The organism is Comamonas sp. CAH-2, assembly GCF_009668305.1.
GTDB lineage: Bacteria > Pseudomonadota > Gammaproteobacteria > Burkholderiales > Burkholderiaceae_C > Comamonas > Comamonas aquatica.
The window spans coordinates 320,112-347,022 of sequence record NZ_VSWF01000001.1 but is presented as its reverse complement, the minus strand read 5'-3'; the positions used below and the strand labels follow the sequence as shown (position 1 = coordinate 347,022).

Genomic DNA, 26,911 nt, shown 5'->3' with positions numbered 1-26,911 from the left:
CCAGCCGCACACCCTTGTGCTGCATGGATGACTGGCAGGTGCTGCGCCATGTTTCACGCATGGCTTGGGTCTTAATGTATTGGACAAAACTATTTTTGTCCTAGACAATTATGGCTATATCTTGAATTGTCTATGTCTATCCGCACCGCTTCCAGCAATCCAGCGTACCGCCGCGATGGGGGCACACCGCCACCCATGGCTGTGCAGGCATGCCCAGACACAGTGGCAGAAGACCGCATGGGCGACGGAGATAGACGCTATGGTTTTTGTTGCACGAAAGGACCTAGGCAAGCCCATGCAAGGCTGCTGAAGACCATGTCTACAGGGCGATGCCCGGTGGCTGCCAGTGCGCACTGTCTGCGAATGTGGGGGACTGGACCAACGGGCTGGTTTGGCGTGACGGGCTGCGCACCGTGCCATGCCTGGCCTGAATTTGTCCAAGACAAAGAGGCACAGCTGCATCGCCCTGCATGCCCCCCAACATGGCAGGGGCGGATTGTCCCGGATCGCCCCCGCACAGGGAGTCAGGCTGTCACACACCCACGGGCACCGGTAGGTCTATCGCCTTGCCCAAGTGGATCGCGGACCACTGTGGTGTACGCGACCGCTGGGTACGCCCAGGCCCGATGGCGCATCCAACAGGTTGGGAGCACATCGCGCCAAGGCGGCACTCACCACCTGAGTGCAACAACTGCCCCCACACAGCCTGCCTGTGCGCGGTCCTGCGCATATGCAGGGTGTCGGCCAATACGCTCCGCAGGGAAGCCAGACAGCCGCGTATTGGCGACACCCCATGCCGGGGCTCAGCGCTTTGCTCCAGACAGGCTTTGCCGCGATCGCGTGGCCATCACGGCCCTGCCCCCAATACCTTGACCGATAGAAGCACCTCACAGACATGCAGCACCTGACACGCCCACTGCCACACCAGCCCGCCGCACCGACAGCGCGCCCACGCCTGCTGCGCTGGCTGGCCTCCGCACTCCTCGGGGCCGCCCTGCTGACAGGGTGCGCCAGCACCAGCCCGCCACCGGGGCTGCAGCCCGTCACAGGCTTCGATCTGCAGCGCTACCAGGGCCGCTGGTACGAACTGGCGCGGCTGGACCACGCCTTCGAGCGCGGCCTGCGCGATGTGTCGGCCACTTACACCCCGCAGCCCGACGGCAGCGTGCAGGTGATCAACCGCGGCCGGCAGGCCGCCAGCGGCCAGTGGCGCGAGGCTGTCGGCAAGGCGCTGTTCACCGGTCCGAGTAGCACCGCCTCCCTCAAGGTGTCCTTCTTTGGTCCCTTCTATGGCGGCTACCACGTCGTGGGCCTGGACGCCGACTACCGCTGGGCGCTGGTGGTCGGCCCCGATACCGGCTATGCCTGGATTCTGGCGCGCGACACCCAATTGCCCCGTGCCACGTTGCAGCGCATCGTGGCGCAGGCCCAATCCCTCGGCATTGACACACAGGCTTTCATTTGGGTGGACCACACCGACACGGACTCCCCCACCCCGGCACAACCATGACCAGCACCGCAACTTCCCCATCCTTGGAACACGCCACGATCGCCATCGTCGGTGCCGGCCTGGCAGGCCTGGCCTGTGCCCAGGCCCTGGCCCACGCAGGCCACAGCGTGCACGTGTTCGACAAAAGCCGTGGCCCCTCGGGCCGCATGAGCACGCGCCGCAGCAGCGATGGTGCGACGGATTGGCAGTGCGACCACGGCGCCCAGTACTTCACGGCACGCCATGCCGATTTCCGGGCCCAGGTTGCCAGCTGGGAGCAAGCCGGCGCCGCAGCCCCATGGCACGCCCGCATCGGCACGCACGATGGGCAAGGCTTCACGCAGCAGGCCAGCACGGTGCAGCGCTTTGTCGGCACCCCACGCATGACCTCCCCAGCAGCCCAGTTGGTGCACAGCATGCAGGCCCTGCACCAGCCGGTGCGCTTTCAGTGGCAAACCACGGTCCAGCCGCTGCAGGCGCATACCGGCGATGGGTGGCTGCTGCACAGCCCTGAGCACGGTAGCGAGCCCCAGCCCTATCAGGCGGTGCTGCTGGCCGTGCCGGCCCCACAGGCCGTGCCCCTGCTGGCGGCTGTGGCCCCGCAAGCCGCCGACCTGGCGCGCAGCGCCCGCATGCGGGCCTGCTGGTCGGTCATGGTGCGCTGCCCCCAGCCGGTGCACCTGCCCGTGGACGGCTGCTTTGTCGAGCACAGCCCCCTGCGCTGGATCGCACGCGACAGCAGCAAGCCCGGGCGCAACGGCCCCGAAACTTGGCTGCTGCACGCCACCCACACCTGGAGCGAGGCGCATGTGGAAGACGACGCTGCCTCGGTCACGGCCACGCTGCTGCAGGCCTTTGCACAGCTGGGCGGCCCGGAGCCGGCCAGCGTGCAGGCCACCGCCCACCGCTGGCGCTACGCCGACACCGCCCCGCCACTGAACGTGGACTGCTGGTGGCAGCCGGAGACCGGCCTGGGCCTGTGCGGCGACTGGCTGCACAGCGGCACAGTGGAAGGCGCCTGGCTCAGCGGCCGCTGTCTGGCGCAGCGCGTACACGCCGCGCTGCAGGCGCACACCAGGTAAAACCGCCCACCACTGGAAGCACACCATGCACCGCAAACCCCATCTGCCTGAAAAGCCCTGCCAGTGCTGCGGGCGCCCGTTTGCGTGGCGCAAAAAGTGGGCGCAGGTGTGGGAGGAGGTCAAGTACTGCTCCGAACGTTGCCGCCGCCAGCGCAAGCCGCCGCCTTCGCCCGGAGCGCAGCCATGAGCACGGTGCTGGTGTGGCTGCGCCACGACCTGCGCCTGCACGACCAGCCCGTGCTGCACGCCGCAGGCCAGCTGGGGGCACAGCACCTGCTGCCCGTGGTGTGCCGGCCCGATGTCCAAGCCACCACTCGCTGGGGCTTTGCCCGCATCGGCCCACACCGCCGCGCCTGGCTGGCCAATACCCTTCAAAACCTGCTCCAGCGCTTTCAGAATCTACGCTCTCAGCTATGTATTTTGAATCAGCCTGCTGCAATTGCATTGCCTGCGCTGGCGCGGGCCGTGGGCGCCACCACCATCGTCTGTGAGGACATTGCCGCACCCGAGGAGCAGGCCGAAGTTGCCGCCCTGCGCGCCGCAGGCCTGCAGGTGCACACCGTGTGGCACAGCAGCTTGCTGCACCCGGACCAGTTGCCGTGGCCGGTGGCGCAGTTGCCTGCCGTGTTCACGCCGTTTCGCCAAGCGATTGAGCGTGCCGGGCTGCAACCCGCAGCACCCCTGCCAGTACCGGCCGCACTGCCCCCCTTGCCACCTGAGTTGCCGACGGCATCCCCAGACACACCAGCGCAAGCCCTGGCCGTACTGGCCGGGCTGCCCCCGGCTGCCGATGCACGCAGCGCCTTCCCCTACCTGCAAGGCCGTCTGCACGGCGGGGAGTCAGCCGCGCTGGCCCACCTGCGCCAGTATCTGGAACGCGGGCTGCCCCACAGCTACCAGCGCACACGCAACGGCCTGGTGGGGCTGGACTACTCCAGCAAATGGTCGCCCTGGCTGGCCACGGGGGCGCTCTCGCCGCGCCAAGCCATGGCCCAGCTGCGGCAGTTTGAAGCCACACACGGCGCCAGCGATGGCAGCTACTGGCTGTGGTTTGAGCTGCTGTGGCGCGATTACTTCCGTTTTCTGCACCTGCAGCATGGCCACAAGCTGTACTGGGCGCGGGGACTGGGTCCTACGCAGGCCGCGCCCCACAATGACCAGCACTTTGCCGCCTGGTGCGCCGGGCAGACGGGCCAGCCCTTGGTGGATGCCGCCATGCGCGAGCTGGCGGCCACCGGCTACCTGAGCAACCGCCTGCGCCAGGTGGCGGCCAGCTATCTGATCCACGACCTGGGCTGCGACTGGCGCGCCGGTGCCGCCTGGTTTGAGGCACAGTTGCTGGACTATGACGTGTACAGCAACCAGGGCAACTGGCTGTACATCGCCGGGCGGGGCACCGACCCGCGCGGGGGGCGCCGCTTTGACCCCGTCAAACAGGCCGCCACCTACGACCCTGACGGGGCCTACCAACGCCTGTGGGGCACGGCATGAGCAACACCCGCACATCCACCCCCACCGCCCCGCACGGCGCACACACCCTGCGCCTGCTGCTGGGCGATCAGCTCAACCCGCAGCACAGCTGGTTCCAGCAGGTGGATGCGCAGGTGGTCTACGTGCTGATGGAAGTGCGCCAGGAAACCGATTACGTGCTGCACCATGCACAGAAAATACTGGCCATCTTTGCCGCCATGCGCGATCTGGCGCGCCAGCTGCGCGCTGCGGGCCACCGCGTGCGCTATGTGGCGCTCGACGACGCCAGCAACCGCCAGTCCATCCCCGACAATCTGGCAGCACTGGCCGCGCACTACGGCGCTCAGCACGTGCAGTGGCAGCAGCCCGACGAATGGCGGCTGGACGCCCAGTTGCAGGACTGGGCCCGCACCACCCCACTGCACTGCAGCGTGGTGGACAGCGAACACTTTCTGACAGCGCGTGACGACCTGGCCACCCAGATGCACGGGCGCCGCCAGTGGCTGATGGAGCATTTCTACCGCAGCATGCGCCGCCGCTACCGCCTGCTGCTGGACGAGCACGACCAGCCCGCAGGCGGTCAGTGGAATTTTGACCACGACAACCGCAAGCCCTGGCCCGGCACTCCGTCCGAGCCTGCGGACTGGCGCCCCACGCACGACCACCGCGCGCTGTGGGACCTGCTGCAGCGCTGCGGCGTCCAAAGCTTTGGAGAGTCGCAGGCCGACGCCGTGCGCTGGCCGCTGAACCGTGCCGAGGCACTGGCCTGCCTGGAGGCCTTCATCACCCACGCCCTGCCGCAGTTTGGCGACTATGAAGACGCTATGGCCAGCCAGGCCCCGCGCCTGTTCCATTCGCTGCTGTCGTTTGCGCTGAACGTGAAGATGCTGCACCCGCTGGAGGTGCTGCAGCGCGCCGAGGCCGCCTGGCACACCGGGCGTGCCCCGTTGGCGGCGGTGGAAGGCTTTGTGCGCCAGATCCTGGGCTGGCGCGAGTACGTGCGCGGCATCTACTGGGCACGCATGCCGGGCTACGAGCTGCGCAATGCGCTGGGCCACCACCTGCCGCTGCCGCACTGGTTCTGGAGCGGGGACACGCGCATGCGCTGTCTGCAGCTGTCCATCCGCCAGTCGCTGCAGACCGCCCATGCCCACCACATCCAGCGGCTGATGGTGATCGGCAACTTTGCGCTGCTGGCGGGGCTGGACCCGGCCGCGCTGCACCACTGGTACCTGGGCATCTACATCGATGCCTTCGAATGGGTGGAGCTGCCCAACACCCTGGGCATGAGCCAGCGCGCCGATGGCGGCCTGATCGCCACCAAGCCCTATGTCAGCAGCGCGGCCTACCTGCAGCGCATGGGCGACTATTGCCAGGGCTGCGCCTACCACCCCAAGCTCAAGACCGGCCCGCGCGCCTGCCCCTTCAACGCCCTGTACTGGGACTTTTTTGCGCGCCATGCCGAGACACTGGGCAGCAACCACCGGCTGGCGCTGGTGTACCGCCAGTGGCAAAAAATGCCGCCCGAGCAGCAAACCGCCCTGCAAGCGCACGCACAGCAGGTGCGCCAGCAGCTCGGCACCCTGTAACCACCACCCCACTCCACAAGGCCTGCCATGCAATCCCTGCCCACTGGTTACCAAGCCCTCATCCTGGGGGCCACTGGCGCCATTGGCGGTGCCCTGGCCGCGCAGCTGGCAGCGGACCCACGCTGTGCCCAGGTGGTTGCCCTGAGCCGCCAGAGCACGCCTGCGATGGATTTTGAACAACCGCAGAGCATTGCCACTGCCGCCGAGGCGCTGCGCCCGCAAGGGCCCTGGCACCTGATCGTGGTCGCCACCGGCATGCTCAGTGGCCCCACCGGCGGTCCCGAAAAACGCCTGACCGACCTGAATGCCACGCACCTGGCGGCCAGCTTTGCCACCAACACCATCGGCCCGGCCCTGGCGCTGGCGCATTTCGCGCCGCAGCTGGCCAAGGGGGAGCGCAGCCTGCTGGCGGTGCTGTCGGCCAAGGTGGGCAGCATCGGCGACAACCGCCTGGGCGGCTGGTACAGCTACCGCGCCTCCAAGGCCGCGCTGAACATGCTGCTCAAGACCGCCGCGATCGAAGTGGCGCGCACCCACCCCCAGGCCGTGCTGGCGGCGCTGCACCCCGGCACGGTGGATTCGGCGCTGTCGGCACCGTTTCGCGGGGCGCAGATCGGTCGCCCGCCCGCCGCGGCCGCGCAGGACCTGCTGGCGGTGCTGGATGGCTTGCAGCCCCAAGACAGCGGCGGCTTCTGGGCCTACGATGGTCAACGCCTGCCCTGGTAAGCCCTTCGCCCACTTTGCACCAAGGAGAACCCCATGCGCATCCTGCTGACTGGCGGCACCGGCCTGATTGGACAAGCCCTGTGCCAGCACTGGCAACGCCAAGGCCACGAACTCTGGGTCTGGAGCCGCGAACCGCACAAGGTGGCAGCCCTGTGCAGCGGTGCCCGCGGCATAGCCCACCTGCACGAACTGGAAGGTACATCGCTGGACGCGGTGGTGAACCTGGCCGGCGCCCCGATTGCAGACCGCCCCTGGACCGCATCGCGCCGCCAGGTGCTGTGGCGCAGCCGCGTCGATCTGACACGGACCCTGGTGGACTGGATGGCGCAGCAGCCCCAGCCGCCGCGTGTGCTGCTGTCGGGCTCGGCCGTGGGATGGTACGGCGATGGTGGCGACGCCTGGCTGGATGAAAGCAGCCCTGCCGGGGCCACCGATTTCGGCAGCCAGTTGTGCATCGCCTGGGAGCAGGAGGCCGAGCACGCGCGCCGCTTCGGCGTGCGCGTGGCCCTGGTGCGTACCGCACCGGTTCTGGCCCCCCGGGGCGGCATGCTGGCGCGGCTGCTGCCCCCGTTCAAGCTGGGCCTAGGGGGCAGACTGGGTGATGGCCAGCAGTGGATGCCCTGGATCCACCTGGACGACCAGGTCCGGCTGATGGACCACCTGTTGCACCACGCAGACTGCAGCGGCCCCTTCAATGCCTGCGCGCCAGAGGCCGTGCGCAACGCCACCTTCACCCAGACCCTGGCCACCGCCCTGCACCGCCCGGCCTGGCTGCCGGCACCGGCCTGGGCGCTGCGCATAGCGCTGGGCGAAATGTCCGTGCTGCTGCTGGGTGGCCAGCGCCTGCGCCCCCAGCGTGCGCAGGCCGCGGGATTTGCGTGGCAGCACCCCACGCTGGCGGGCGCCTTGGACCAGTTGCTGCACCCACCGGGTGCCTGATCCGCGGCCGACGCGCACAGCCACAGACTGCGCCCGTCGAGCATGCTCTGGGCCAGCACCGCCCGCTTGGCGCTGCCCGACTCAGGCAGCGATCAAGCCCCCTCGTGTATGCCTACGCACGGACTATGCGGGCGCTTGCGGCCCCTCATTTGCGCGGGGCGGCGGATCACGCTGCAGCGGGGCCGCTGTGTGAGCGCTCAGGCCGCCAACAGTTGCTCAATCCAGGCCTCAGGCTGTGAAAACAACAGGTTGGAAGGTAGCAACTGCCCACGCCCATCGATTTCGAGCAAGAACGTGGGCACGCCCCGTGCGCCCAGCTGCTGCAGCCAGTGCTGGGCTTGCTGCGTGCGCGCGGCATGCGCCTGCAAGAGCTCGGCATCGGCCGCGGTCAAGCGCTGCGCCGCCTCGGCCAGCCCCAGGCCTTGCAAGATCACGGCCAGTTGGTCCAGCGACGTCACATCCTGCCCGTCGATGTAGCGCGCCTGCTGCATGGCCTTGAGCGCTGCCACCTCCTGCGTGGGGGCTGTCAACGCCACCGCTGTCAGGGCCAGGCTGATAGGGCCGCTGTCAAAGCGCTGCTGGCGATCGGCCAGCACCTGGGTGCGGTAGCGCGGCGAAAAGTGCTGACCGGTCAGTTGCTCGATGCGCTGGTCGTTCGCCCAGGCGTAGGCGGCAAAGTCGTCGTCCATGGCGCGCGAGCCGGCGCCCGAAAACATGCCGCAGGGCCACAATTTCAGTTGCAGCTGCGGCAGGGCGGCCACCTGGGCCACGACAGCCCCGGCGCCATAGCACCAGCCGCACAGCGGATCAAAGATGTAATGCAGGGTTTTGCTCATGTTCCATTCCGGTTCGTGCGGGGCCACCGGCACTGCCGCGGCCCCGCGTGGCCGCTTTACAGCAGCACGATGTCGTACTGTTCCTGGGCCAGACCGCCTTCGGCCTGCAGTGAGATGGGCTTGCCGATGAAATCGCTCAGGCCCGCCAGGTGCTGACTTTCCTCGTCCAGCAGCAGGTCGATGACATCCGGGTTGGCCACCACCCGGAACTCCTTGGGGTTGAACTGGCGCGCCTCGCGCAGGATTTCGCGCAGGATCTCGTAGGCCACGCTGCGCACCGTCTTCACGCTGCCCTTGCCCTGGCACACGGGACAGGGTTCGCACAGCATGTGGGCCAGCGATTCGCGCGTGCGCTTGCGCGTCATCTCGACCAGCCCCAGCTGCGAGAACGTGCCCGCCATGGTCTTCACCCGGTCACGGCCCAGTTGCTTGCGCAGCTCGGCCAGCACTTGCTCCCGGTGCTCCTCGTGCGCCATGTCGATGAAGTCGGCAATGATGATGCCGCCCAGGTTGCGCAGGCGCAGCTGGCGTGCAATCGCCTGCGCCGCCTCCAGGTTGGTCTTGAAGATGGTGTCATCGAAATTGCGGGCCCCGACATAGCCGCCGGTGTTCACGTCCACCGTGGTCAGCGCCTCGGTCTGGTCGATGATCAGATAACCGCCCGACTTCAGCTCGACGCGCCGGCCCAGCGCCTTGGCGATTTCCTCGTCGATGGAATACAGGTCGAAGATCGGCCGCTCGCCTTTGTACAGCTGCAGCTTGGGCACGGCGCTGGGCATGAATTCCTTGCCAAAGGCCATGAGCTTGGCGAACTGCTCTTGCGAGTCGATGCGGATGCTCTGCGTACTCTCGCCGGCCAGATCGCGCAGCACGCGCTGCAGCAGGCTCAGGTCCTGGTGCAGCACCGACATCGGCGGCAGCGTGGTGGCGGCCAGCTTGATGCGCGCCCAGGTCTTGCGCAGATAGGCGATGTCCTCGGACAGCTCCTCATCGCTGGCGTCCTCGCCGTTGGTGCGCAGGATGAAACCGCCACCGCCGCCCTGGTCCTTCAGGCCCACCAGCTTTTGCAGGCGTCCGCGCAGGGCATCGCGCTCCTCGGGCGTGATCTTCTGCGACACGCCAATGTGCTCGTCCTGCGGCAGATGCACCAGCAGGCGCCCGGCGATGCTGATCTGCGTGGACAGGCGCGCACCCTTGCTGCCGATCGGGTCCTTGATGACCTGCACCACGATGGACTGGCCCTCGAACACCTGGTGCTCGATGGGCTTGAGCGGCTCGTTCTTGCGCGCAATCATGGGCGCATCGCCGCTTTCGTGGCGCTGCCAGACATCGGCCACGTGCAGGAAGGCGGCGCGCTCCAGCCCGATGTCGATGAAGGCCGACTGCATGCCCGGCAGCACGCGCGACACCTTGCCCAGGTAGATGTTGCCGACCAGGCCGCGTTCCAGCGTGCGTTCGATGTGCAGCTCCTGCACAGCGCCCTGCTCCACCACGGCCACCCGGGTTTCCTGGGGCGACCAGTTGATCAAAATGTCTTGCTGCATGCGCTTGTCTTGGTTTGTTGAGAGAGCGGGTGCTGCCGGACCCGTACTGCGGTGCGTCCGAACGCCAGCTGCGCGCACATCGGCGCCAAAGCTGGCCGTCCAGGCGCTGCTTAAATCTGCCAGCCGAGTTGCCGCAGCAGCTGGGCCGTCTCGAACACGGGCAGGCCCATGATGCCGGAATAACTGCCAGCCATATGTTCGATATAGGCCGCTGCACGTCCCTGAATACCATAGGCCCCGGCCTTGCCGAAAGGTTCCCCCGAGGCCACGTAGGCGGCCATTTGCGCCTCGCTCAGCGCCATGAAGCGCACGCGGGAGACCGACAGGGCCTGCCAGCGCTGTGCGCCCTGCTGCACCGCCACCGCCGTCAGTACCGTGTGGGTCTGGCCGGACAGCTGCGCCAGCATCTGCAGCGCATGCGCGGCATCGGCCGGCTTGCCCAGGATCTGCGTGCCCAGGGCCACCGTGGTGTCCGAGGTCAGCACCGGCGCATCGGGCAGGCCGCGCCGCGCCAGGCGGGCCACGGCGGCATCCAGCTTCAATCCGGTCACGCGCTGCACGTAGGCCTGCGGGTCCTCACCATGCCACACTTCTTCAATAGCCTCGGCATCCTCGGCCACATCCCCCGGGGCATTGGGCAACAGCAGTTCGTGGCGCACGCCCAGCTGCTGCAGCAACTGGCTGCGGCGCGGGCTTTGGGAGGCGAGGTAGATGAAGTCGGACATGGTTTTGAATCAAAAAAGGCTTTAGCGCCCATTCAGCAAGCGCCAGAAGCTATTAAAAAAATAGTATCACGGCACCTTGGGCCATGCAATCCAGGGCCACACCGCCCTGCGCCCAGGCTGACGCTGAAAAAACAAAACCCTGCACGCTGGGGGCAGGGTCTGCGGATGCCGGGCAGCCGGCACGGAGGGGTTCGCGACTCACTCGCGGTGATACGGGTGGCCCGCATTCACCGACCAGGCGCGGTACAGCTGCTCAATCAGCAGCACGCGCACCATGGCGTGCGGCAAGGTCAGGTCCGAGAGGCGGATTTTCTCGTGTGCGGCCTGCTTGAAGGCCGGGTCCAGGCCATCGGGGCCGCCGATGACCAGTGCCACATCATCGCCTTCCAGCTGCCAGTGCTGCAGGCGCTGGGCCAGGGCCTTGGTGGTCAGGTTGGTGCCCCGCTCGTCCAGCACCACGATGCGGGTGCCCCGGGGAATCGCTGCCTCGATGCGCTTGCGCTCGGCGGCATACAGCGTCTCGACCGTCTTGGAGCCACGCGGCTCGGTCTTGACGGCCTTGAGCTCGACCTTGAGTTCCGGAGGGAAGCGCTTGGCGTAATCGTCGTAGGCCGTCTGCGCCCAATCGGGCACATGCTGGCCCACGGCCACGATCCACAGCTTCATGCCTTCTTCGCAGCCGCCTTCTTGGCGCCACCGCGTGGTACCGTGGGCTTGACCACCACAGTCTTCACGGTGGCGGCTTTCTTTGCGGCAGGCTTCTTGGCTGCCGGCTTTTTCACGGCCGGAGCCTTGTCGGCCTTGGCGTCCACCGACTTCTCGGCAGACTTTTTGGCAGCGGCCTTCTTCACCACGGTCTTGCCATCCACCGCGGCGGCGGTCTTCTTGGCCGCAGCCTTCTTGGCAGGCTTGGCTTCGGCCGAGGCATCTTCGGAGGCGAAGATCTTGGCAGGCTTGGCGCCCGCCAGCTTCAGGCGCACGGGCTTGTCACCCCAGATTTCTTCCAGGCGGTAGTACTGGCGGATCATGGGCTGCATGATGTGCACCACGCACTGGCCGCAGTCGACGATGATCCACTCGCCGTTCTCTTCGCCTTCATGGCGTGGCACGGCAAAGCCGGCCTTCTTCACGGCATCGCGCACGCTGGAGGCCAGGGCCTTGGTCTGGCGGTTGGAAGTACCGGAGGCGACGATGACGCGCTCAAACAGCGGCGACAGGTGCTCGGTATTGAAAACCTGAATGTCTTGGGCCTTGACGTCTTCCAGGCCATCGACGATGGCACGCTGGAGTTTGGTCACGTCTTTCTTGGCTGCGGAATCCGATTGGGTGGAAGTGCTCATCAGGCGATGTCTGGTTGAAAGTTCCGGTCAATATAGCGCGGCTGCATCGCGGGCTTCAATGCCCTTGGGGATGCTGCCCCACGCTGACAGGGCTTTTATTGTTGGTCTAAATAGAAAGGCCGACCACAGGGACTGTCGTCGGCAGCTATGGAAATTATAGTTTTTCGGCCAGGGGGCTGCTTGCGCGCCCTCAAAGCCAGTCGCGGCGCACCAAGAATTGGCTCAGCAGTTGCGCCTCGGGCGTCCCCGGGGCGTCCACGCGCTGGTAGCTCCAGTCCGCATGCAAGGGCATGGACAGCAGGATGGATTCGGTACGCCCCCCGGACTGCAGGCCGAAGTGGGTGCCCCGGTCCCAGACCAGGTTGAACTCCACATAACGACCACGGCGGTAGCGCTGGAAATCCACCTGCGCCGCGCCGTAGGCCATGGCCTGGCGCCGCTCGACGATGGGCAGATAGGCCTGCAGGAACGCATCCCCCACCGCGCGCAGCATGGCGAAGCCCTGGTCCTGGCCCAGCTCGCTGAAGTCATCAAAGAAGATGCCGCCGATGCCGCGCTGCTCGTTGCGGTGTTTCAGGAAAAAGTACTCGTCACACCACTGCTTGAAGCGCGGATACAGCTGCGCGCCAAAAGGCTGCAGCGCATCGCGGCAGGTCTGGTGGAAGTGCACGGCATCGTCTTCGAAGCCGTAGACCGGTGTCAGGTCCATGCCACCGCCAAACCAGCACACCTGGGGCTGGCCCGGGTGGCCGGCGGCAATCATGCGCACATTCATGTGTACCGTGGGCACATAGGGGTTGCGCGGGTGGAACACCAGCGACACGCCCATGGCCTCGAACGGTGCACCCGCCAGTTCGGGCCGGTGCTGGGTGGCCGAGGGCGGCAGTTGCGCGCCCTTGACGTGCGAGAAACCACAGCCGGCACGCTCGAACACCCGGCCGTTTTCCAGGATCTTGGTAACGCCATCGCCCTGCAGGCGCTCATCCGCCCCCTTGTGCCAGGAATCTGCCAGGAACTGGGCCGCACCTTCGCCAGCGGCGGCTTCCACCGCCTCCAGCGCACGGGTGATGCTGGCTTGCAGCCCCAGCAGGTAGGCGCGCACGTTGTCGATGCTGGCGGTGGGTGCTTGCATGGCGGCCTCCTCAGCCCTTGATGGCGCGGAAGCCGATGTCGCGGCGGTACTGCATGCCGTCGAAGTGGATGCCGCGCGTCACATCGTAGACACGGGTCTGCGCCTGGCGCACGCTGTCGGCCAGCACGGTCACGCACAGCACACGGCCACCACTGGTCACGGGCACGCCTGCCTCATTCAGCTGCGTGCCGGCATGGAACACCACGGCATCGTCCACTTCGGCGGGCAGGCCGGTGATGGCATCGCCCTTGCGCGGATCTTCCGGGTAACCGGCAGCCGCCATCACCACGCCCAGCGCGGTGCGACGGTCCCACTCCAGTTCCACCTGGTCCAGCTTGCCGTCCACGGCCGCCTGCATGACGTCCACCAGATCGCTCTTGAGGCGCATCATGATGGGCTGGGTTTCGGGGTCCCCCATGCGGGTGTTGAACTCCAGTGTCTTGGGGTGGCCGTTGCCGTCGATCATCAGGCCGGCATACAGGAAGCCGGTGAACGGGATACCGTCCTTTTCCATGCCACGGATGGTGGGCAGGATGATTTCGCGCATGGCGCGGGCATGCACGTCGGCCGTGACCACGGGTGCGGGCGAGTAGGCGCCCATGCCACCGGTGTTGGGGCCTTCGTCGTTGTCCTTGAGGCGCTTGTGGTCCTGGCTGGTGGCCATGGCGACCACGTTCTTGCCATCGCACAGCACGATGAACGAAGCTTCCTCGCCAGCGAGGAACTCTTCGATCACCACGCGTGCACCGCCTTCGTTGTGCTGCACGCCGTACTTGTTGTCCACGAGCATGAAGTCCACGGCATCGTGGGCCTCCTGCAGCGTCATCGCCACGACCACGCCCTTGCCGGCGGCCAGGCCGTCGGCCTTGATGACGATGGGCGCGCCCAGGCGTTCCACAAAGGCGTGGGCGGCCACGGGGTCGGTGAAGGTGTCGTAGTCGGCCGTGGGAATGCCGTGGCGACGCATGAAGGCCTTGGAGAAGGCCTTGGACGACTCCAGCTGCGCAGCCGCCTTGGTGGGACCGAACACCTTCAGGCCGTGCGCGCGGAACTCGTCCACCACGCCGGCGGCCAGCGGCGCCTCGGGGCCGACCACGGCCAGCGCCACGCCTTCAGCCTGCGCCCATTCGCGCAGCTTCACCACATCGGTGATGGGCAAGTTCTGCAGCTTGCCACCTGCCAGGCCAGTGCCACCGTTGCCGGGCGCGACAAACACCTTGGTCGCCTTGGGCGACTGGGCCAATTTCCACGCCAGAGCGTGTTCGCGGCCACCGCCGCCAATCACAAGAATCTTCATAGTTCAGCGTTGTGGTAGACGTCCTGCACGTCGTCCAAATCTTCCAATACATCCAGCAGTTTTTGCATCCGCTCGGCGTCCTCGCCTTGCAGTTCGATGGTGTTTTCGGCGCGCATGGTCACTTCCGCCACTTCGGGCTTCAGGCCAGCCGCTTCCAGGGCATTCTTCACGGCTTCAAAGTCCGCAGGCGCGGTCAGCACCTCGATGGCACCGTCCTCGTCGGTGATCACATCCTCGGCGCCGGCTTCCAGGGCCACATCCATGACCTGGTCTTCGCTGGTTCCGGGGGCAAACACGATCTGTCCGCAGTGCTTGAACTGGAAGGCCACCGAACCTTCGGTGCCCATGTTGCCGCCGTGCTTGTTGAAGGCGTGGCGCACTTCAGCGACCGTGCGCACCCGGTTGTCGGTCATGGTGTCCACGATGATGGCCGCGCCGCCGATACCATAGCCCTCGTAGCGGATTTCCTCGTAGTTCACACCTTCCAGATTGCCTGTGGCCTTGTCGATGTTGCGCTTGATGTTGTCGGCAGGCATGTTGGCAGCTTTGGCCTTGTCCACTGCCAGGCGCAGGCGGGGATTGGCATTCAGATCACCGCCACCTTGACGGGCCGCCACCATGATTTCACGAATGATGCGTGTCCAGATTTTGCCGCGCTTCTCATCCTGGCGACCCTTGCGGTGCTGGATGTTGGCCCACTTACTATGTCCTGCCACAGGAAATCCTTTGGTCTTGATTTAATCTATTGGGCACGGATTCTACTTTTGACAGCGCAACTTGACAGAGGAAACCCGAACATGGCCCCAGCTTTGCCTATTGCCTTGCACGGCGATACCGTTTGCTCCCTCCTGCCCGGCATGGCCAACCGCCATGGGCTGATCACCGGCGCCACCGGCACCGGCAAAACCGTGACGCTGCAGAAGATGGCCGAAAGCTTCTCGTTGGCCGGGGTTCCCGTGTTTTTGGCCGACATCAAGGGCGACCTGACCGGCATCAGCCAGGCCGGCAGCATCGGCGGCAAGCTGGCCGCCTCGCTGCAGGAGCGCGGCATCGCACTGCCTGATCCCGTGGCCTGCCCCTGCACCCTGTGGGACGTGTTTGGCGAGCAGGGCCACCCGGTGCGGGCCACCATCTCGGACATGGGGCCGCTGCTGCTGGGCCGCATGCTGGGCCTGAACGACACGCAGATGGGCGTGCTCAACCTGGTCTTCAAGATTGCCGACGACAACGGCATGCTGCTGCTGGACCTCAAGGACCTGCGCGCCATGCTGCAGCATGTGGGTGACAACGCCAAGCAGTTCACCACCGAGTACGGCAACATCTCGGCCGCCAGCGTGGGCGCCATCCAGCGCGGCCTGCTGCAGATCGAATCGCAAGGGGGCGACCAGTTCTTTGGCGAACCCATGCTCAACATCGAGGACCTGATGCAGACCGATGCCCAGGGGCGCGGCGTGATCAACATCCTGGCGGCCGACAAGCTCATGCAGTCGCCGCGCCTGTACTCCACCTTCCTGCTGTGGATGCTGTCCGAGCTGTTCGAGCGGCTGCCGGAAATCGGCGACCCCGACCAGCCCAAGCTCGTCTTTTTCTTCGATGAAGCCCACCTGCTGTTCACCGACGCCCCCAAGGTGCTGATTGAGCGCATCGAACTGGTGGTGCGCCTGGTGCGTTCCAAGGGCGTGGGCGTGTACTTCGTCACCCAAAACCCCATGGACATTCCCGACAGTGTGCTGGCCCAGCTGGGCAACCGCGTGCAGCATGCGCTGCGCGCCTTCACCCCCAAGGACCAGAAGGCGGTGAAAGCCACGGCCCAGACCATGCGCCCCAACCCCCAGGTGGACATCGAATCGGCCATCACCGAGCTGGCCGTGGGCGAGGCCCTGATCAGCTTTCTCGACGAAAAGGGCCGCCCCAGCATCACCCAGCGCGTCTACGTCGTGCCCCCGGGCAGCCAGATCGGCCCGATCCAGGAGCCACAGCGCCGGGCACTGCTGGCCCATTCCCTGGTCGCCGGGGTCTATGAAAAATCGGTCGACCGGGAGTCGGCCTACGAAGTGCTGCAAAGCCGCGCCAGCCAGGAGCCGGCGGCCACCGCAGGGGCCCCGGGGGCCACCGGCGCCGGCACTGCGACCGACAGCGGCCTGATGAATGGCTTGAACGAATTCCTCTTCGGCTCCACCGGCCCACGCGGCGGCAAGCGCGATGGCCTGGTGCAAAGCGTGGTCAAGTCCACGGCCCGCAGCATGACCAACCAGCTGGGCCGCCAGTTGCTGCGTGGCGTGCTGGGCAGTTTGACGGGCAGCAAGAAACGCTGACGACAGGCCGCACATCAGGGAATGTGCGAGTTCTGCGGTGCGGGTGCGCTGCCTACAGTCACCAGCCATGCCTACCACGACCCTGCCCTCCCTGGCGGTCATGCACCTGCAGGTGCAAGACCACATCGCCCACCTGCAGCTGAACCAGCCCGAGCGCCTGAACACCATGCACCCCGCCTTCTGGCGGGACCTGGATGCGGCGTTGGAGCACCTGCAGCGCAGCCCCGACGTGCGCGTGCTGGTCCTCAGCAGCACCGGCAAGCACTTCAGCGCCGGCATGGCGCTGGAGACCTTTGCCAACCCGGACTTCATCCCCCAGGACCGCTCACCCGAAGGGCGCGCCGCCCTGTCCGAATTCCTGTGGGACATGCAGCAGGCCTTCACGCGACTGGACAACCTGCGCATCCCCGTGATTGCCGCCATCCAGGGCGGCTGCATCGGCGGCGCGCTGGACCTGGTCTGCTGCGCCTGCCTGCGCTATGCCACGCAGGATGCCTTCTTCTGCGTGCAAGAAATCAACATCGGCATGGTGGCCGACCTGGGCAGCCTGCAGCGCCTGCCCAAGCTGCTGCCCATGGGCCTGGTCAAGGAGCTGGCCTACACCGGCCGCCGCTGGCCGGCCGAAGCAGCCCTGGCCCAGGGCTTTGTGAATGGCGTCCACGCCACCCAGAACGCCATGCTGGACGCCGCCATGGCCTGTGCCCGCGAGATCGCGGCCAAACCCCCGATTGCCATCTGGGGCAGCAAGCAGGCGCTGCAGTTTGCCCGCGACCACAGCGTGGACGACAGCCTGCGCCAGATGGGCTGGCTGCAGGCCGGCATCTGGAGCAACCGCCATGTGATGGAATCCGTACAGGCCACACAGCAAAAACGTGCGGGCACCTTTGCCCCCCTGGAGCCGGTGCGCCACTTTGCACAACTGGATGCCGAGCCCGGCCCGGGTAGTGCCCCGGGTGCCCACAGCCCTGCCGAGCGGATCACCAGCTAGCGCCAAAGCCCCAGCGCATGTGCGCGAGTTCAAGGAAAACACCCTTGCGCGCACAGAAAAGCGCGCGTTTTTTCACCAATGGGGCCAGAAAAAAGGACAATGCGGGGCATCGCAATCGGCGCAGGCACGCCATCTGCTGGGGCACAACGACAGCAACATCTCACTCAGCACCCGGCCTGCACGGCGCTTTTTCTCTTCACAGACACCCCGACCATGAGCAACGTCCACCTCATCGACCACCCCCTCGTCCAGCACAAGCTGACCCTGATGCGCCGCAAGGAAGCCAGCACCAACAGCTTCCGCCGCATGCTGGGCGAGCTGTCCACGCTGATGGCCTACGAACTGACCCGCGATTTCCCACTGCAGGACATCGAGATCGAAACCCCGATGGAAAAGATGACCGGCAAGGTCATCGACGGCAAGAAGCTGGCCCTGGTGTCCATCCTGCGCGCCGGCAACGGCTTCCTGGACGGCATGCTGAACGTGGTGCCTGGCGCGCGCATCGGCCACATCGGCCTGTACCGCGACCCCGAGACCCTGCAGCCCGTCGAGTACTACTACAAGATGCCCGAGAACATGGGCGAGCGTGACGTGATCGTGGTCGACCCCATGCTGGCCACCGGCAACTCCGCCGCAGCCGCGGTGCAGCAGCTCAAGGAAAAGAGCGCGCCCAAGTCGATCAAGTTCATGTGCCTGCTGGCCGCACCGGAAGGCATCAAGACCATGCAGGCCGCCCACCCCGACGTGGACATCTACACGGCCGCCATCGACCGCGAACTGGACAGCCACGGCTACATCCTCCCCGGCCTGGGCGATGCCGGCGACCGCATCTTCGGCACCAAGTAAGCCCCTGCGCGCGCGGCCCAGGGCTGTGCGCCGCAACCGATGCCAGGCTTCCCCAGGGAAGCCTTTTTTGTGCCCGCCCGCTGGCCGTGGGCGGCGCCAGCCCGGCCACGGCCCCTCCAGACGCCCGCAACTTCCGGCCTGCGATTGACATGCATCAAGCGACAGGCGCGCACTGCCCAATCTACTGCCTGTCGGCAGGCATCATGGAAAACCCTAGTATTTGATGACACAAAGGTATATCCATGACCCCACGTTCCGTCTCCTCCCCCAAGAAGTTCCTGATCGGCGCCGGCCTGTTCGATCAGGTGGGCGACTACCTGGCAGAGCACGGTGACCATGTCTTCATCATTGGCGACCGCTTCTTCCTGCCGCGCATCACCGAGCGCACCGTACCCCAACTGCAGGCACAAGGGCTGCGTGCGCACGTGGAAACCTTTGCCGGCGAATGCACCACCGACGAGATCGAGCGACTGACCGCCGCGCTGCAGACCGCAGGCTGCAACGTCATCCTGGCCGTGGGCGGCGGCAAGGCGCTGGATGTGGCCAAGGCCGTCTCGCACCACTGCAAGCTACCCCAGGTGCTGGTGCCCACCATTGCCTCCACCGACGCGCCCTGCACCGCGCTGGCCGTGATCTACAAGCCCAATGGCGAGTTCGACCACTACCTGTTCATGCCGCACAACCCCGACACCGTGCTGGCCGACACCGCCATCATCGCCCAGGCTCCGGCCCGCTTCTTCGCGGCCGGCGTGGGCGACGCGCTGGCCACCTACTTCGAGGCCCGTGCCACCTGGCGCTGCAACGGCACCAACCTGATCCTCAAGCGCCCCTCGCGCACCGGCCTGGGCCTGGGCGAGATGTGCTACCAGATCCTGCGCCGCAACATCGACGCCGCCATGGACGCCGTGCGCAACCACGCTGTGACCCCTGCGCTGGAGGAAACCATCGAGGCCACCATCTACCTCAGCGGCGTGGGCGCCGAAGCCGCTGGCGTGGCTGCAGCCCATGCGGTGAACAACGGCATGGCCGTGGTGCCTGCACTGCACGGGGCCCAGCACGGCGAGAAGGTGGCCTTTGGCCTCTTGACCCAGTTGGTGCTGGAAAACGCCCCGCTGGACGAGGTGGAGGAAGTCATCCGCATCATCAAGGCCGCGGGCCTGCCCCTGTCGCTGCGCGACTTCGGCCTGACCGAATGGGTGGAGGCTGAATGGCGCCAGGTGGCCAAGCTGGCCTGCGACAAGAACGACACCATGGGCAACATGGGCCGCCCCATCAGCGAGCAGGAGGTCTACGACGCCATGCGCGCCGCCAACAGCCTGGCCGAGCGCTACCACGACTGAGCGGGGTGGCATTCCTGCAGTCTGCGGAATGCATAGCACCCAGCGCTGAATGGACAAGGCTTGCACAGCGTTGGCATGCCGCAACGTCGCCAGCGACGCAGACTGCGGGCCACCGCGCCCACCACCGCCAGTCCCCAGGGGCTGGCTTTTTTTCGTGAGCGCCACCGGTGCGGGCAATGTCCGTAGGCACCGTCACTCCATTCAGGATGGGCAAGCCGACGGCCTGCGGTGGCGGGGCACCGATTGCCCCTTCAGCGCCCAGCACATCCGGCAGGAGTGGGCCCCGGCGGCCCCGCAGCACCCACCCATGACGCAACCTTCGCGGAGCCAACGCGCGCAGTTAATGCCGGCGCTGGTGACCCAGGGCATGGCCCACCGTGAAATCGCCACCTGCCCGGTGCTGTCGCGCGACATGGCGTCTGCCACACCCCGCAGAGCTTCCCGCAGATGGACGTGCCCTCGCACGCCCAGCCATGCACCTGGCGCCAGCACGGCCTGACCGGCTGCGCCCAGACCATCTCAAAAAACAGAGCTACCTGCGCTCGTCACGCCTACATTTCAGGCAGAAAATCCTTTGAAACCATGTGCTGACAAGCGCCAACCGCTCTGATACTGAGAGTAGGCACAAAAAAAAGACTGCCATCGGCAGTCTTTTTTGTCCCCGTCCCAGGGCCTGGGCGGCGCGGCGCCATGCCTGTGGATCAGGCGGCACTCAGTCCACCAGACCCACGAAGACGTGCTGCACGTCGTCGTCGTTGTCCAGGCCGGCCAGGAAGGCCTGCACTTCTTCCTGCTGCTCGGCCGACAGGCTGGACATGCTGACAGGGTTCTTGGCCTTGTAGCCCAGCTTGGCCGACAGCACCTTGATGCCCTGCTCCGGCAGCGCCTTGCTGACCACGTCCAGGTCGGTCGGCTCGGTGATGAACAGTGTCACGCCCTCGTCGTCGGCGGGCTCGAAATCCTGCGCGCCGGCCTCGATGGCGGCCAGTTCGACGTCGGCGCCGTTCTCGGCTTCGCCTTCGATCATGCCCACATGGTCAAAGTCCCAGGCCACGGCCGTCAGCTGGCCCTTGCGGAAGCACACGCGCAGATTGGGGGCCGTGCGGTTGGGGTTGTCGGTCAGGCATTCGACCATCACCGGCACGCGGTGCGGGCCGTAGCCTTCGAAAATCACGCTGGAATAGTTCACGGCATCGGCGCCCGCGCCCGAGCCCTTCTTGATGGCGCGGTCCAGGGTTTCCTTGGACATGGAGGCCTTGCGCGCCGCTTCGATCGCCATGCGCAGGCGGGCATTGCTGCCGGGGTCACCGCCGCCCAGACGGGCCGCCACCGTGATTTCCTTGACCAACTTGCCAAACAGCTTGCCCTTGGCATCTGCGACCAGGGCCTTGCCCTTGGCTTTCCATTGCGCTCCCATACGGCGCCTTTCCTGAAAAAGAACAAAAAAATGCCGCGCTCCAGGGCCGGCATAGAATGAATCAGCGTGTTTTATACACCTGCCACAGTGGCCTCAGCGCCAGCGATGCCAACTTTTTTCGTGCCTTCCGCCTTCGAGCTTGCGTTGCCGCAACCCCATTCCGAGGAGACACCCGATGCCCACCTTCCCCCGCAGCGCTGCACGGCGCACCACCATTGCCCTGGCCCTGGGCGCCCTGCTGGGCCACGCCCAGGCCCTGGAGATCACCCCCGAGGTCGTGGCCCAGGGCCTGCAGAACCCCTGGGCCGTGGCCTTTTTGCCGGACGGCCAGTTCCTGGTGACCGAACGCCCCGGCCGCCTGCGCGTGGTCAGCGCCCAGGGCCAACTGGGCGAGCCCGTGCAAGGCCTGCCGGCGATTGCCGCCGGCGGCCAGGGCGGCCTGCTGGACGTGGTGCTGGACAGCGGCTTTGCCCAGAACCGCACGCTGTACTTCTGCTACAGCGAAGCCGCACCCAACGGCACCAACAGCACGGCCCTGGCCAAGGCCCGGCTGTCGAGCGACCAGCGCGCGCTGCAGGACGTGCAGGTGCTCTTCAGCCAGCAGCCCAAGGTGGCCAGCCAGCTGCACTTTGGCTGCCGCATCGTGGAGCGGCGCGACGGCACGCTGCTGCTGACGCTGGGCGAACGGTCGCACTACAAGGAAGAGGCGCAGAACCTGCAGAACCACCTGGGCAAGATCGTGCGCCTGCACAAGGACGGCAGCGTGCCCCAGGACAACCCCTTCGTCGGTCGCAGCGGCGCGCGGCCCGAAATCTGGAGCTATGGCCACCGCAGCCCGCAAGGGGCGGCGCTGGCCCCCGACGGCACGTTCTGGATGAATGAGCACGGCCCGCAAGGCGGTGACGAGATCAACCGCCCCGAGCCCGGCAAGAACTACGGCTGGCCCGTCATCACCTATGGCGAAAACTATGGCGGCGGCAAGATCGGCGCCGGCATCACCCACCAGGCGGGCATGGAGCAGCCCGCCCACCAGTGGACACCGTCGATCGCCGTCTCGGGCATGGCCTTCATCACCTCGGACCGCTATCCGGGCTGGCAGGGGCAGATGGTGGTGGGCGCCCTCAAGGCGCAGCGCCTGGAACGCATCACCCTGGCCGGGGACAAGGTGGTCCGGGTCGAACCACTGCTGCCCCAGCTGGGCCAGCGCGTGCGCGATGTGCGCCAGGGCCCGGACGGCTGGCTCTACGTGCTGACCGACCGCAGCAACGGCCAGTTGCTGCGCCTGCGCAGCCGCTGAAGGGCCGGCGCCTCAGGGCGCGCCGGCCAGCAGGGACTGGATGCCGGCGTAATCCTGTGCCGTGACCGGCACCACCTGGCGGTAGTTCTTGATGCGCAGCCACGGCTGCAGCTGCGCCTGCTTGGCCAGAAAGGCCTGGCGCACGGCATGCTGCAGCGCCGGGCACAGGGTGGCATCCAGCAGGAACGGGCTGCCCACCAGGGCGGGCGAGCGCCACAGCACGCGCCAGGCGGGGTCGGCCTCATCGAGCTGGCTGCTGGCCACGAACGCGGCCTGCGCCTTGCCTTCGCGCACGGCGGCCAGGGCCTTGTCGTGCGAGCCCATGAACACCACGCGGGCGAAAAAATGGCCCAGCTTGTAGCCCGTCAGCTGGGCCACGGCCAGCTCCGGCACGATGGCCCCGGAGGTGCTGGACGGATCGGTCAGCGCCAGGGCGCGCCCACGCAGACCCTGGATGTCACGGATACCCGCATCGGCGCGCACCACCAGCAGCGAGTGGTAGCGCCCCACCTCGTGGCTGTTGGACAGGGTGGCAAACGGCACGAACCGCGTGGAGCGCTTGGCCAGCAGGGCATAGCCGGCCGGCCCCAACTCGGCCACCTGGGCCTGGCCGGCCAGCAGGCTCTCGATCACCGCCGCGTACGAGGCCACCGGCAGCATCTGCACCGGCTTGCCCGTGCTCTCGCGCAAGGCCTGCAACAGCGGGGCCTGGGCTTGTTCCTGCACGCTTTGCGCATTCTTGGGAATCAGCGCCACATGCAGCACCTCGGGATTCAGGCAGGCCGCCTGGGCCAGCCCTGCCCCCCACACCAGCCAGCCCATGGCCATCCAGCGACGTCGCATCATGCGGGCTCCAGAATGCCTTGCTTGAGCAGCGCCTCGGTCTGCGCCAGCGGCACAGGGCGGCTCAGGAAGTAGCCCTGCGCCACATCGCAGCCGGCCGTCTTGAGGTAGACCAACTGGTCCATCAGCTCCACGCCTTCGGCCACCACCTGCATCTTCAGGTTGTGCGCCAACGTGATGATGGAGGTCACCAGCACCCCCGCCTCCTTGCTGCTGCGCAACTCGTTGACGAAGGACTTGTCCAGCTTGATGGTGTTGATAGGCAGCGCCCGGATCTGGCTCAGGCTGGAAAAACCAGTGCCGAAATCGTCCAGCCCGATGGACACCCCCATCTGCTGCAGCTGGTGCAGCACCCGGGCGGCCAGGCCTACGGGCTCGACCAGGCAGCTTTCGGTGATCTCCACCTGGATATCGCTGGCCCGCACGCCGTAGTGCTTGAGGTAGGTCGCCATGCGGCTGGGGAAGGCGCTGTCCTTGAGTTGCAGCGGCGACACATTGAAGGCGATCGGCACCGTCTCCACCCCCTGCATGCGCCAGGCCGCAATCTGGCGGCAGCAGGCCTGCATCACCCAGTCGCCCAGGGCCTCGATGTGGCCGTGCTCTTCCGCCAGCGCGATGAAATCCCCGGGGTAGATCAGGCCGTACTGGGGGTGCTGCCAGCGCACCAGGGCTTCCAGGCCCACGATGCGGCAGTCCTCCAGCCGCACCTTGGGCTGGAAGTGCAGCACCAGCTGCTCCTGCGTGATCGCCGACGGCAGCTGGCGCGCCAGCTGGTAGTAGCGGTCGCTGTCCAGCTTGGGAATGCCGTCGTAGTAGGTGTAGCGGTTGCGCCCGGCCTTTTTCGAGGCATACATGGCCGCATCGGCATGGCGGCAGAGCACCTCGACATCGTGGCCGTCGCGCGGGAAAAAGGCGATGCCAATGCTGGGTGAAGTGTGCAGCGTCTCCTGCGCCAGGCCCTCATAGGGGGCCCCCAGCCCGGTCAGCAGCTTCTGGGCCAGGGTCTCGACATCGCTCGGGTCTTCCATGGCCGTGATCAGCACGGCGAATTCATCGCCGCCCATGCGCGCAATGATGTCCGAGCTGCGCAGCATGGTGCGCAGGCGCTGTGCCACGGCCTGCAGCAGGGCATCGCCCACATGGTGGCCCAGGGTGTCGTTGATGTGCTTGAAGCGGTCCAGGTCCAAATACAGCAAGGCATAGTGCTTGCGGCTGCGCCGCGCCAGGGCCAGGTGGCTGGACACCAGCTCGTGGAACATGCGCCGGTTGTGCAGGCCGGTCAGGTGGTCGCTGGCGGCCAGCTCCAGCGCCCGCTGCTTCTCGCTCTCCAGCTGGGCGATCAGTTGCTGCTTGTCCTGGTCGGCCTTCTCCAGCGCATTGAACAGGTGCTGGCGCCGCTGCATGGTGCGCCACAGCAGCAGCGAGCCCACCAGGGCCAGTGCCGTGATTGCGCCCAGCACCGCCCAGGTGCGCTGGGCATTTTGTGCATGGGCCGCGCGGATTTCGTTCCAGTCGCGGCTCACCACCACCGTCAGCGGCATGTAGCGGGCGCGGTGGAAGTTGGCCAGCCGCGTGCTGCCCTGTGGCCCCGGCAGTTCCATCTCGCCCGGCCCTTCGGGCACCTTGCTGAAGCTGGCCATGCGCTGCGTTGGTTGCTGGGCCAGCAGGCCGCCGCCCGCCATGGCGGCAATCACGCTGCCATCGGGGGACAGCAGGTGCAAGCTGCCGCTGCCGCCCAGGTCCACGTCCTGGTACAGCCCGAGGAAATAGCCCATGTCCATGTAGAGCAGCAGGTAGCCCAGCGAGACGCCCTGGGCATCGGCCATGCACAGCAGCAGGGGCACCTGCCAGGCCTGGTCCTGCGACTGCGCCTGCTGGTGCAGCACAAAGGCGCCCCGCCCGGCCGCGCAGGAGCCCTGCTGGTACGGCAGCAGGCTGTGCAGCAACGAGGCCTGCTGGGGATCGCCGGCCAGCAGTTGCAGCTGCTTGTCCAGCACTGCCATGCGCAGGAAGACGCGGTCGCGCTCCAGCATGTGCGCCAGCTGGGCCTGCCAGGGGCCACCATCGTGGTGCATGCCCTGCAGCGCGACCACGCTCATCAGCTGGGCCTTTTCCAGCACCTGGCTCAAATTCTCGGAAACAATCGCCGCCAGCCCGGACTGCTGCAGTCGGGCGGCCTGCTCGGCCTGGGCCAGTTGGGCCCGCAGGTGCTTGGCCGTCAGCCACCAGGACGCCGCCAGCACCAGCAGGACGATCGCCATCAGGGCCATGTGCACTGGCTGCCAGCTGTTGGCCCAGCCAATGCACCGGCGCTTGAGCGTGGAAAAACTCGCAGTCGGGCTGGGCGGCAAGGCAGACAAAGGCATGGGATTCAATCTTCTCCACGCCGGATTGTGCGAATGCCGCGTGACAGCTTGATGACTGTCACATTCGCCAACCAGTCAGCCCGCTAGGCGAAGAACCAGTAGCACACCAGGATGGCAGCAACCACCCCGGCCAGCTCGGCCAGAAGGGCGCAAGGCACGGCATGGCGCGCCTTCTGGATGCCGACCGCGCCAAAGTACACGGCCAGCACATAAAACGTGGTTTCGGTGCTACCCTGGATGGTAGCGGCGACCAGGGCCGCAAAGCTGTCGACCCCCTGGGTTTGCATGGTCTCGATCAGCATGGCGCGCGCCGCGCTGCCGGAGAACGGTTTAACCAGGGCCGTGGGCAAGGCATCGACAAAGCGGCCATCCAGGCCCAGCACCTGTACACCCCAGCGGATGCCGTCCAGCGCATAGTCCAGCGCCCCCGAGGCGCGGAACACCCCGACCGCACACAGCATGGCCACCAGGTACGGCAGCAGGCCCTTGGCCACGTCGAACCCTTCCTTGGCCCCGGCGATGAAGCTGTCGTACACCGGCACTTGCTTCCAGGCCCCCAGGCTGACGAACAGCACCACCAGGGCAAACAGCGTCAGGTTGCCCAGCAGGGCCGACAGGGAAGCCAGGGCTGCGGCGCTCAGCGTCATCAGCAGCGCCATGAACCCGGCCAGCCCCAAGGCCACAGGCAGCAGATAGGCCAGGACCACCGGGTGCCACAGTGGCAGACGCTGGACCAGCGCCACCGACAGCAGGCCCACCAGGGTCGAGGCCGAGGTGGCCAGCAGGATGGGCAGGAACACCAGCGTCGGGTCCGGCGCGCCCTGCTGCATGCGGTACATGAAGATGGTCACCGGCAACAGCGTCAGCGAGGACGCGTTGAGCACCAGAAACAGGATCTGCGCATTGGTGGCGGTGTCGGGCCGGGGGTTCAGCTCCTGCAGCGCGCGCATGGCCTTCAGGCCCATGGGCGTGGCCGCGTTGTCCAGCCCCAGGCCGTTGGCGGCAAAGTTCAGCGTGATCAGGCCCAGCGCCGGGTGGCCGCGCGGCACCTCGGGCATCAGCTTGGCAAACAGCGGGCCCAGCACCCGGGCCAGCCATTGCACCACCCCGGCCTCCTCGGCGATGCGCAAAAAGCCCAGCCACAGCGTCAGCGTGCCGAACAGCAGCACCATGACCTCGACCGACAGCTTGGCCATGGCAAACAGCGCCTGGACCATGGCCGCAAACACTTGTGGCTGCCCGCCCACCAGCCACTGGGCCAGTGCCGCGACGGCAGCCACCAGAAAAAAGCCCAACCAGAGCATGTTGAGCATAGGCGTGGATCCGCTCA

Annotated in this window: 24 protein-coding genes; 12 read left to right on the top strand and 12 right to left on the bottom strand. The window is 66.7% G+C overall.

Translation table 11 applies throughout. The annotated features are described in order from the left end of the window. The first annotated feature begins 895 nt into the window (after positions 1 to 895). The 7 genes from FYM52_RS01525 to FYM52_RS01495 are packed head-to-tail and all read left to right on the top strand — an operon-like array spanning position 896 to position 7,295. Entirely contained in the window at positions 896 to 1,510 is a 615-nt protein-coding gene (locus FYM52_RS01525) for a lipocalin family protein (RefSeq protein WP_043377846.1), read from the top strand. Then, entirely contained in the window at positions 1,507 to 2,571 is a 1,065-nt protein-coding gene (locus FYM52_RS01520; RefSeq protein WP_154162798.1) for an NAD(P)/FAD-dependent oxidoreductase, read from the top strand. Before FYM52_RS01525 ends, FYM52_RS01520 begins: the two co-directional genes overlap by 4 nt. Before the next feature lie 25 nt (positions 2,572 to 2,596). Continuing rightward, positions 2,597 to 2,758 (top strand): DUF2256 domain-containing protein, encoded by a 162-nt coding sequence (locus FYM52_RS19150; protein WP_154162797.1) that lies wholly within the window; start codon positions 2,597 to 2,599, stop codon positions 2,756 to 2,758. After that, a complete protein-coding gene (locus FYM52_RS01510; RefSeq protein WP_154162796.1) occupies positions 2,755 to 4,062 on the top strand; it encodes a DASH family cryptochrome in 1,308 nt (435 codons plus the stop codon). Before FYM52_RS19150 ends, FYM52_RS01510 begins: the two co-directional genes overlap by 4 nt. Continuing rightward, on the top strand, positions 4,059 to 5,630 hold the full coding sequence (locus FYM52_RS01505) for a cryptochrome/photolyase family protein (protein WP_154162795.1): 1,572 nt from the start codon (positions 4,059 to 4,061) through the stop codon (positions 5,628 to 5,630). Before FYM52_RS01510 ends, FYM52_RS01505 begins: the two co-directional genes overlap by 4 nt. A 27-nt stretch (positions 5,631 to 5,657) precedes the next feature. Beyond that, positions 5,658 to 6,356 carry an SDR family NAD(P)-dependent oxidoreductase gene (locus tag FYM52_RS01500; RefSeq protein WP_154162794.1) on the top strand — a complete coding sequence of 233 codons (699 nt, stop codon included), beginning with the start codon at positions 5,658 to 5,660 and terminating at the stop codon, positions 6,354 to 6,356. Between the two features lie 33 nt (positions 6,357 to 6,389). Then, the gene (locus tag FYM52_RS01495; RefSeq protein WP_154162793.1) at positions 6,390 to 7,295 is read left to right on the top strand and encodes a TIGR01777 family oxidoreductase; all 906 of its coding nucleotides are present in this window, start codon (positions 6,390 to 6,392) and stop codon (positions 7,293 to 7,295) included. 197 nt (positions 7,296 to 7,492) lie between these two features. Here FYM52_RS01495 and FYM52_RS01490 read toward each other — a convergent pair whose 3' ends face one another. The 8 genes from FYM52_RS01490 to FYM52_RS01455 form a co-directional block, all read right to left on the bottom strand. Further along, on the bottom strand, positions 7,493 to 8,131 hold the full coding sequence (locus tag FYM52_RS01490; RefSeq protein WP_043378146.1) for a DsbA family protein: 639 nt from the start codon (positions 8,129 to 8,131) through the stop codon (positions 7,493 to 7,495). Positions 8,132 to 8,187: 56 nt separating this feature from the next. Next, positions 8,188 to 9,675 (bottom strand): ribonuclease G, encoded by a 1,488-nt coding sequence (gene rng, locus FYM52_RS01485; protein WP_154162792.1) that lies wholly within the window; start codon positions 9,673 to 9,675, stop codon positions 8,188 to 8,190. Between the two features lie 110 nt (positions 9,676 to 9,785). Then, positions 9,786 to 10,400 (bottom strand): nucleoside triphosphate pyrophosphatase, encoded by a 615-nt coding sequence (locus FYM52_RS01480; RefSeq protein ID WP_154162791.1) that lies wholly within the window; start codon positions 10,398 to 10,400, stop codon positions 9,786 to 9,788. 198 nt (positions 10,401 to 10,598) lie between these two features. After that, positions 10,599 to 11,066 carry a 23S rRNA (pseudouridine(1915)-N(3))-methyltransferase RlmH gene (rlmH, locus tag FYM52_RS01475; RefSeq protein WP_154162790.1) on the bottom strand — a complete coding sequence of 156 codons (468 nt, stop codon included), beginning with the start codon at positions 11,064 to 11,066 and terminating at the stop codon, positions 10,599 to 10,601. Continuing rightward, the gene (gene rsfS / locus FYM52_RS01470) at positions 11,063 to 11,740 is read right to left on the bottom strand and encodes a ribosome silencing factor (RefSeq protein WP_154162789.1); all 678 of its coding nucleotides are present in this window, start codon (positions 11,738 to 11,740) and stop codon (positions 11,063 to 11,065) included. The genes rlmH and rsfS overlap by 4 nt, the downstream gene beginning before the upstream one ends. Before the next feature lie 190 nt (positions 11,741 to 11,930). Beyond that, on the bottom strand, positions 11,931 to 12,872 hold the full coding sequence (hemF, locus tag FYM52_RS01465; protein WP_154162788.1) for an oxygen-dependent coproporphyrinogen oxidase: 942 nt from the start codon (positions 12,870 to 12,872) through the stop codon (positions 11,931 to 11,933). A gap of 10 nt (positions 12,873 to 12,882) precedes the next feature. Then, positions 12,883 to 14,169: a phosphoribosylamine--glycine ligase gene (gene purD, locus FYM52_RS01460; protein ID WP_042417812.1), complete on the bottom strand. Its 1,287-nt coding sequence runs from the start codon at positions 14,167 to 14,169 to the stop codon at positions 12,883 to 12,885. Beyond that, a complete protein-coding gene (locus FYM52_RS01455; RefSeq protein WP_042417809.1) occupies positions 14,166 to 14,885 on the bottom strand; it encodes a YebC/PmpR family DNA-binding transcriptional regulator in 720 nt (239 codons plus the stop codon). Before FYM52_RS01455 ends, purD begins: the two co-directional genes overlap by 4 nt. Positions 14,886 to 14,966: 81 nt before the next feature. Here FYM52_RS01455 and FYM52_RS01450 point away from each other — a divergent pair, with 81 nt between their 5' ends. From FYM52_RS01450 to FYM52_RS01435, 4 genes are all read left to right on the top strand, one after another. Continuing rightward, on the top strand, positions 14,967 to 16,484 hold the full coding sequence (locus tag FYM52_RS01450) for a helicase HerA-like C-terminal domain-containing protein (RefSeq protein ID WP_154162787.1): 1,518 nt from the start codon (positions 14,967 to 14,969) through the stop codon (positions 16,482 to 16,484). A gap of 67 nt (positions 16,485 to 16,551) precedes the next feature. Beyond that, positions 16,552 to 17,472 (top strand): enoyl-CoA hydratase-related protein, encoded by a 921-nt coding sequence (locus FYM52_RS01445; protein WP_154162786.1) that lies wholly within the window; start codon positions 16,552 to 16,554, stop codon positions 17,470 to 17,472. A 213-nt stretch (positions 17,473 to 17,685) separates the two neighbouring features. Then, positions 17,686 to 18,318: a uracil phosphoribosyltransferase gene (gene upp / locus FYM52_RS01440; RefSeq protein WP_042417802.1), complete on the top strand. Its 633-nt coding sequence runs from the start codon at positions 17,686 to 17,688 to the stop codon at positions 18,316 to 18,318. Positions 18,319 to 18,560: 242 nt separating this feature from the next. Continuing rightward, positions 18,561 to 19,658: a glycerol dehydrogenase gene (locus FYM52_RS01435; protein ID WP_154162785.1), complete on the top strand. Its 1,098-nt coding sequence runs from the start codon at positions 18,561 to 18,563 to the stop codon at positions 19,656 to 19,658. A gap of 712 nt (positions 19,659 to 20,370) precedes the next feature. Here the strand turns inward: FYM52_RS01435 and FYM52_RS01430 are convergent. Then, complete coding sequence (locus tag FYM52_RS01430) at positions 20,371 to 21,075, bottom strand: YebC/PmpR family DNA-binding transcriptional regulator (RefSeq protein WP_042417793.1); 705 nt, start codon at positions 21,073 to 21,075, stop codon at positions 20,371 to 20,373. Positions 21,076 to 21,250: 175 nt separating this feature from the next. Between FYM52_RS01430 and FYM52_RS01425 the strand changes: the two genes are divergently transcribed. Further along, positions 21,251 to 22,372 (top strand): PQQ-dependent sugar dehydrogenase, encoded by a 1,122-nt coding sequence (locus tag FYM52_RS01425; protein WP_154162784.1) that lies wholly within the window; start codon positions 21,251 to 21,253, stop codon positions 22,370 to 22,372. A gap of 12 nt (positions 22,373 to 22,384) precedes the next feature. On the opposite strand, the gene phnD is transcribed toward FYM52_RS01425, so the two are convergent. The 3 genes from phnD to FYM52_RS01410 all read right to left on the bottom strand — a co-directional run bounded on the left by phnD (position 22,385) and on the right by FYM52_RS01410 (position 26,894). Next, on the bottom strand, positions 22,385 to 23,218 hold the full coding sequence (gene phnD / locus FYM52_RS01420) for a phosphate/phosphite/phosphonate ABC transporter substrate-binding protein (protein WP_154162783.1): 834 nt from the start codon (positions 23,216 to 23,218) through the stop codon (positions 22,385 to 22,387). Continuing rightward, positions 23,215 to 25,581: a bifunctional diguanylate cyclase/phosphodiesterase gene (locus FYM52_RS01415; protein WP_238826064.1), complete on the bottom strand. Its 2,367-nt coding sequence runs from the start codon at positions 25,579 to 25,581 to the stop codon at positions 23,215 to 23,217. Before FYM52_RS01415 ends, phnD begins: the two co-directional genes overlap by 4 nt. An 83-nt stretch (positions 25,582 to 25,664) precedes the next feature. After that, positions 25,665 to 26,894 (bottom strand): nucleoside recognition domain-containing protein, encoded by a 1,230-nt coding sequence (locus FYM52_RS01410; RefSeq protein WP_154162782.1) that lies wholly within the window; start codon positions 26,892 to 26,894, stop codon positions 25,665 to 25,667. Positions 26,895 to 26,911 lie beyond the last annotated feature (17 nt).

What these genes read in the sequence shown, in the direction of transcription:
- FYM52_RS01525 (WP_043377846.1), top strand. Translation starts at nt 896, where the DNA reads ATGCAGCACCTGACACGCCCACTGCCACACCAGCCCGCCGCACCGACA.
- FYM52_RS01520 (WP_154162798.1), top strand. Translation starts at nt 1,507, where the DNA reads ATGACCAGCACCGCAACTTCCCCATCCTTGGAACACGCCACGATCGCC.
- FYM52_RS19150 (WP_154162797.1), top strand. Translation starts at nt 2,597, where the DNA reads ATGCACCGCAAACCCCATCTGCCTGAAAAGCCCTGCCAGTGCTGCGGG.
- FYM52_RS01510 (WP_154162796.1), top strand. Translation starts at nt 2,755, where the DNA reads ATGAGCACGGTGCTGGTGTGGCTGCGCCACGACCTGCGCCTGCACGAC.
- FYM52_RS01505 (WP_154162795.1), top strand. Translation starts at nt 4,059, where the DNA reads ATGAGCAACACCCGCACATCCACCCCCACCGCCCCGCACGGCGCACAC.
- FYM52_RS01500 (WP_154162794.1), top strand. Translation starts at nt 5,658, where the DNA reads ATGCAATCCCTGCCCACTGGTTACCAAGCCCTCATCCTGGGGGCCACT.
- FYM52_RS01495 (WP_154162793.1), top strand. Translation starts at nt 6,390, where the DNA reads ATGCGCATCCTGCTGACTGGCGGCACCGGCCTGATTGGACAAGCCCTG.
- FYM52_RS01490 (WP_043378146.1), bottom strand. Translation starts at nt 8,131, where the DNA reads ATGAGCAAAACCCTGCATTACATCTTTGATCCGCTGTGCGGCTGGTGC.
- rng (WP_154162792.1), bottom strand. Translation starts at nt 9,675, where the DNA reads ATGCAGCAAGACATTTTGATCAACTGGTCGCCCCAGGAAACCCGGGTG.
- FYM52_RS01480 (WP_154162791.1), bottom strand. Translation starts at nt 10,400, where the DNA reads ATGTCCGACTTCATCTACCTCGCCTCCCAAAGCCCGCGCCGCAGCCAG.
- rlmH (WP_154162790.1), bottom strand. Translation starts at nt 11,066, where the DNA reads ATGAAGCTGTGGATCGTGGCCGTGGGCCAGCATGTGCCCGATTGGGCG.
- rsfS (WP_154162789.1), bottom strand. Translation starts at nt 11,740, where the DNA reads ATGAGCACTTCCACCCAATCGGATTCCGCAGCCAAGAAAGACGTGACC.
- hemF (WP_154162788.1), bottom strand. Translation starts at nt 12,872, where the DNA reads ATGCAAGCACCCACCGCCAGCATCGACAACGTGCGCGCCTACCTGCTG.
- purD (WP_042417812.1), bottom strand. Translation starts at nt 14,169, where the DNA reads ATGAAGATTCTTGTGATTGGCGGCGGTGGCCGCGAACACGCTCTGGCG.
- FYM52_RS01450 (WP_154162787.1), top strand. Translation starts at nt 14,967, where the DNA reads ATGGCCCCAGCTTTGCCTATTGCCTTGCACGGCGATACCGTTTGCTCC.
- FYM52_RS01445 (WP_154162786.1), top strand. Translation starts at nt 16,552, where the DNA reads ATGCCTACCACGACCCTGCCCTCCCTGGCGGTCATGCACCTGCAGGTG.
- upp (WP_042417802.1), top strand. Translation starts at nt 17,686, where the DNA reads ATGAGCAACGTCCACCTCATCGACCACCCCCTCGTCCAGCACAAGCTG.
- FYM52_RS01435 (WP_154162785.1), top strand. Translation starts at nt 18,561, where the DNA reads ATGACCCCACGTTCCGTCTCCTCCCCCAAGAAGTTCCTGATCGGCGCC.
- FYM52_RS01430 (WP_042417793.1), bottom strand. Translation starts at nt 21,075, where the DNA reads ATGGGAGCGCAATGGAAAGCCAAGGGCAAGGCCCTGGTCGCAGATGCC.
- FYM52_RS01425 (WP_154162784.1), top strand. Translation starts at nt 21,251, where the DNA reads ATGCCCACCTTCCCCCGCAGCGCTGCACGGCGCACCACCATTGCCCTG.
- phnD (WP_154162783.1), bottom strand. Translation starts at nt 23,218, where the DNA reads ATGATGCGACGTCGCTGGATGGCCATGGGCTGGCTGGTGTGGGGGGCA.
- FYM52_RS01415 (WP_238826064.1), bottom strand. Translation starts at nt 25,581, where the DNA reads ATGCCTTTGTCTGCCTTGCCGCCCAGCCCGACTGCGAGTTTTTCCACG.
- FYM52_RS01410 (WP_154162782.1), bottom strand. Translation starts at nt 26,894, where the DNA reads ATGCTCAACATGCTCTGGTTGGGCTTTTTTCTGGTGGCTGCCGTCGCG.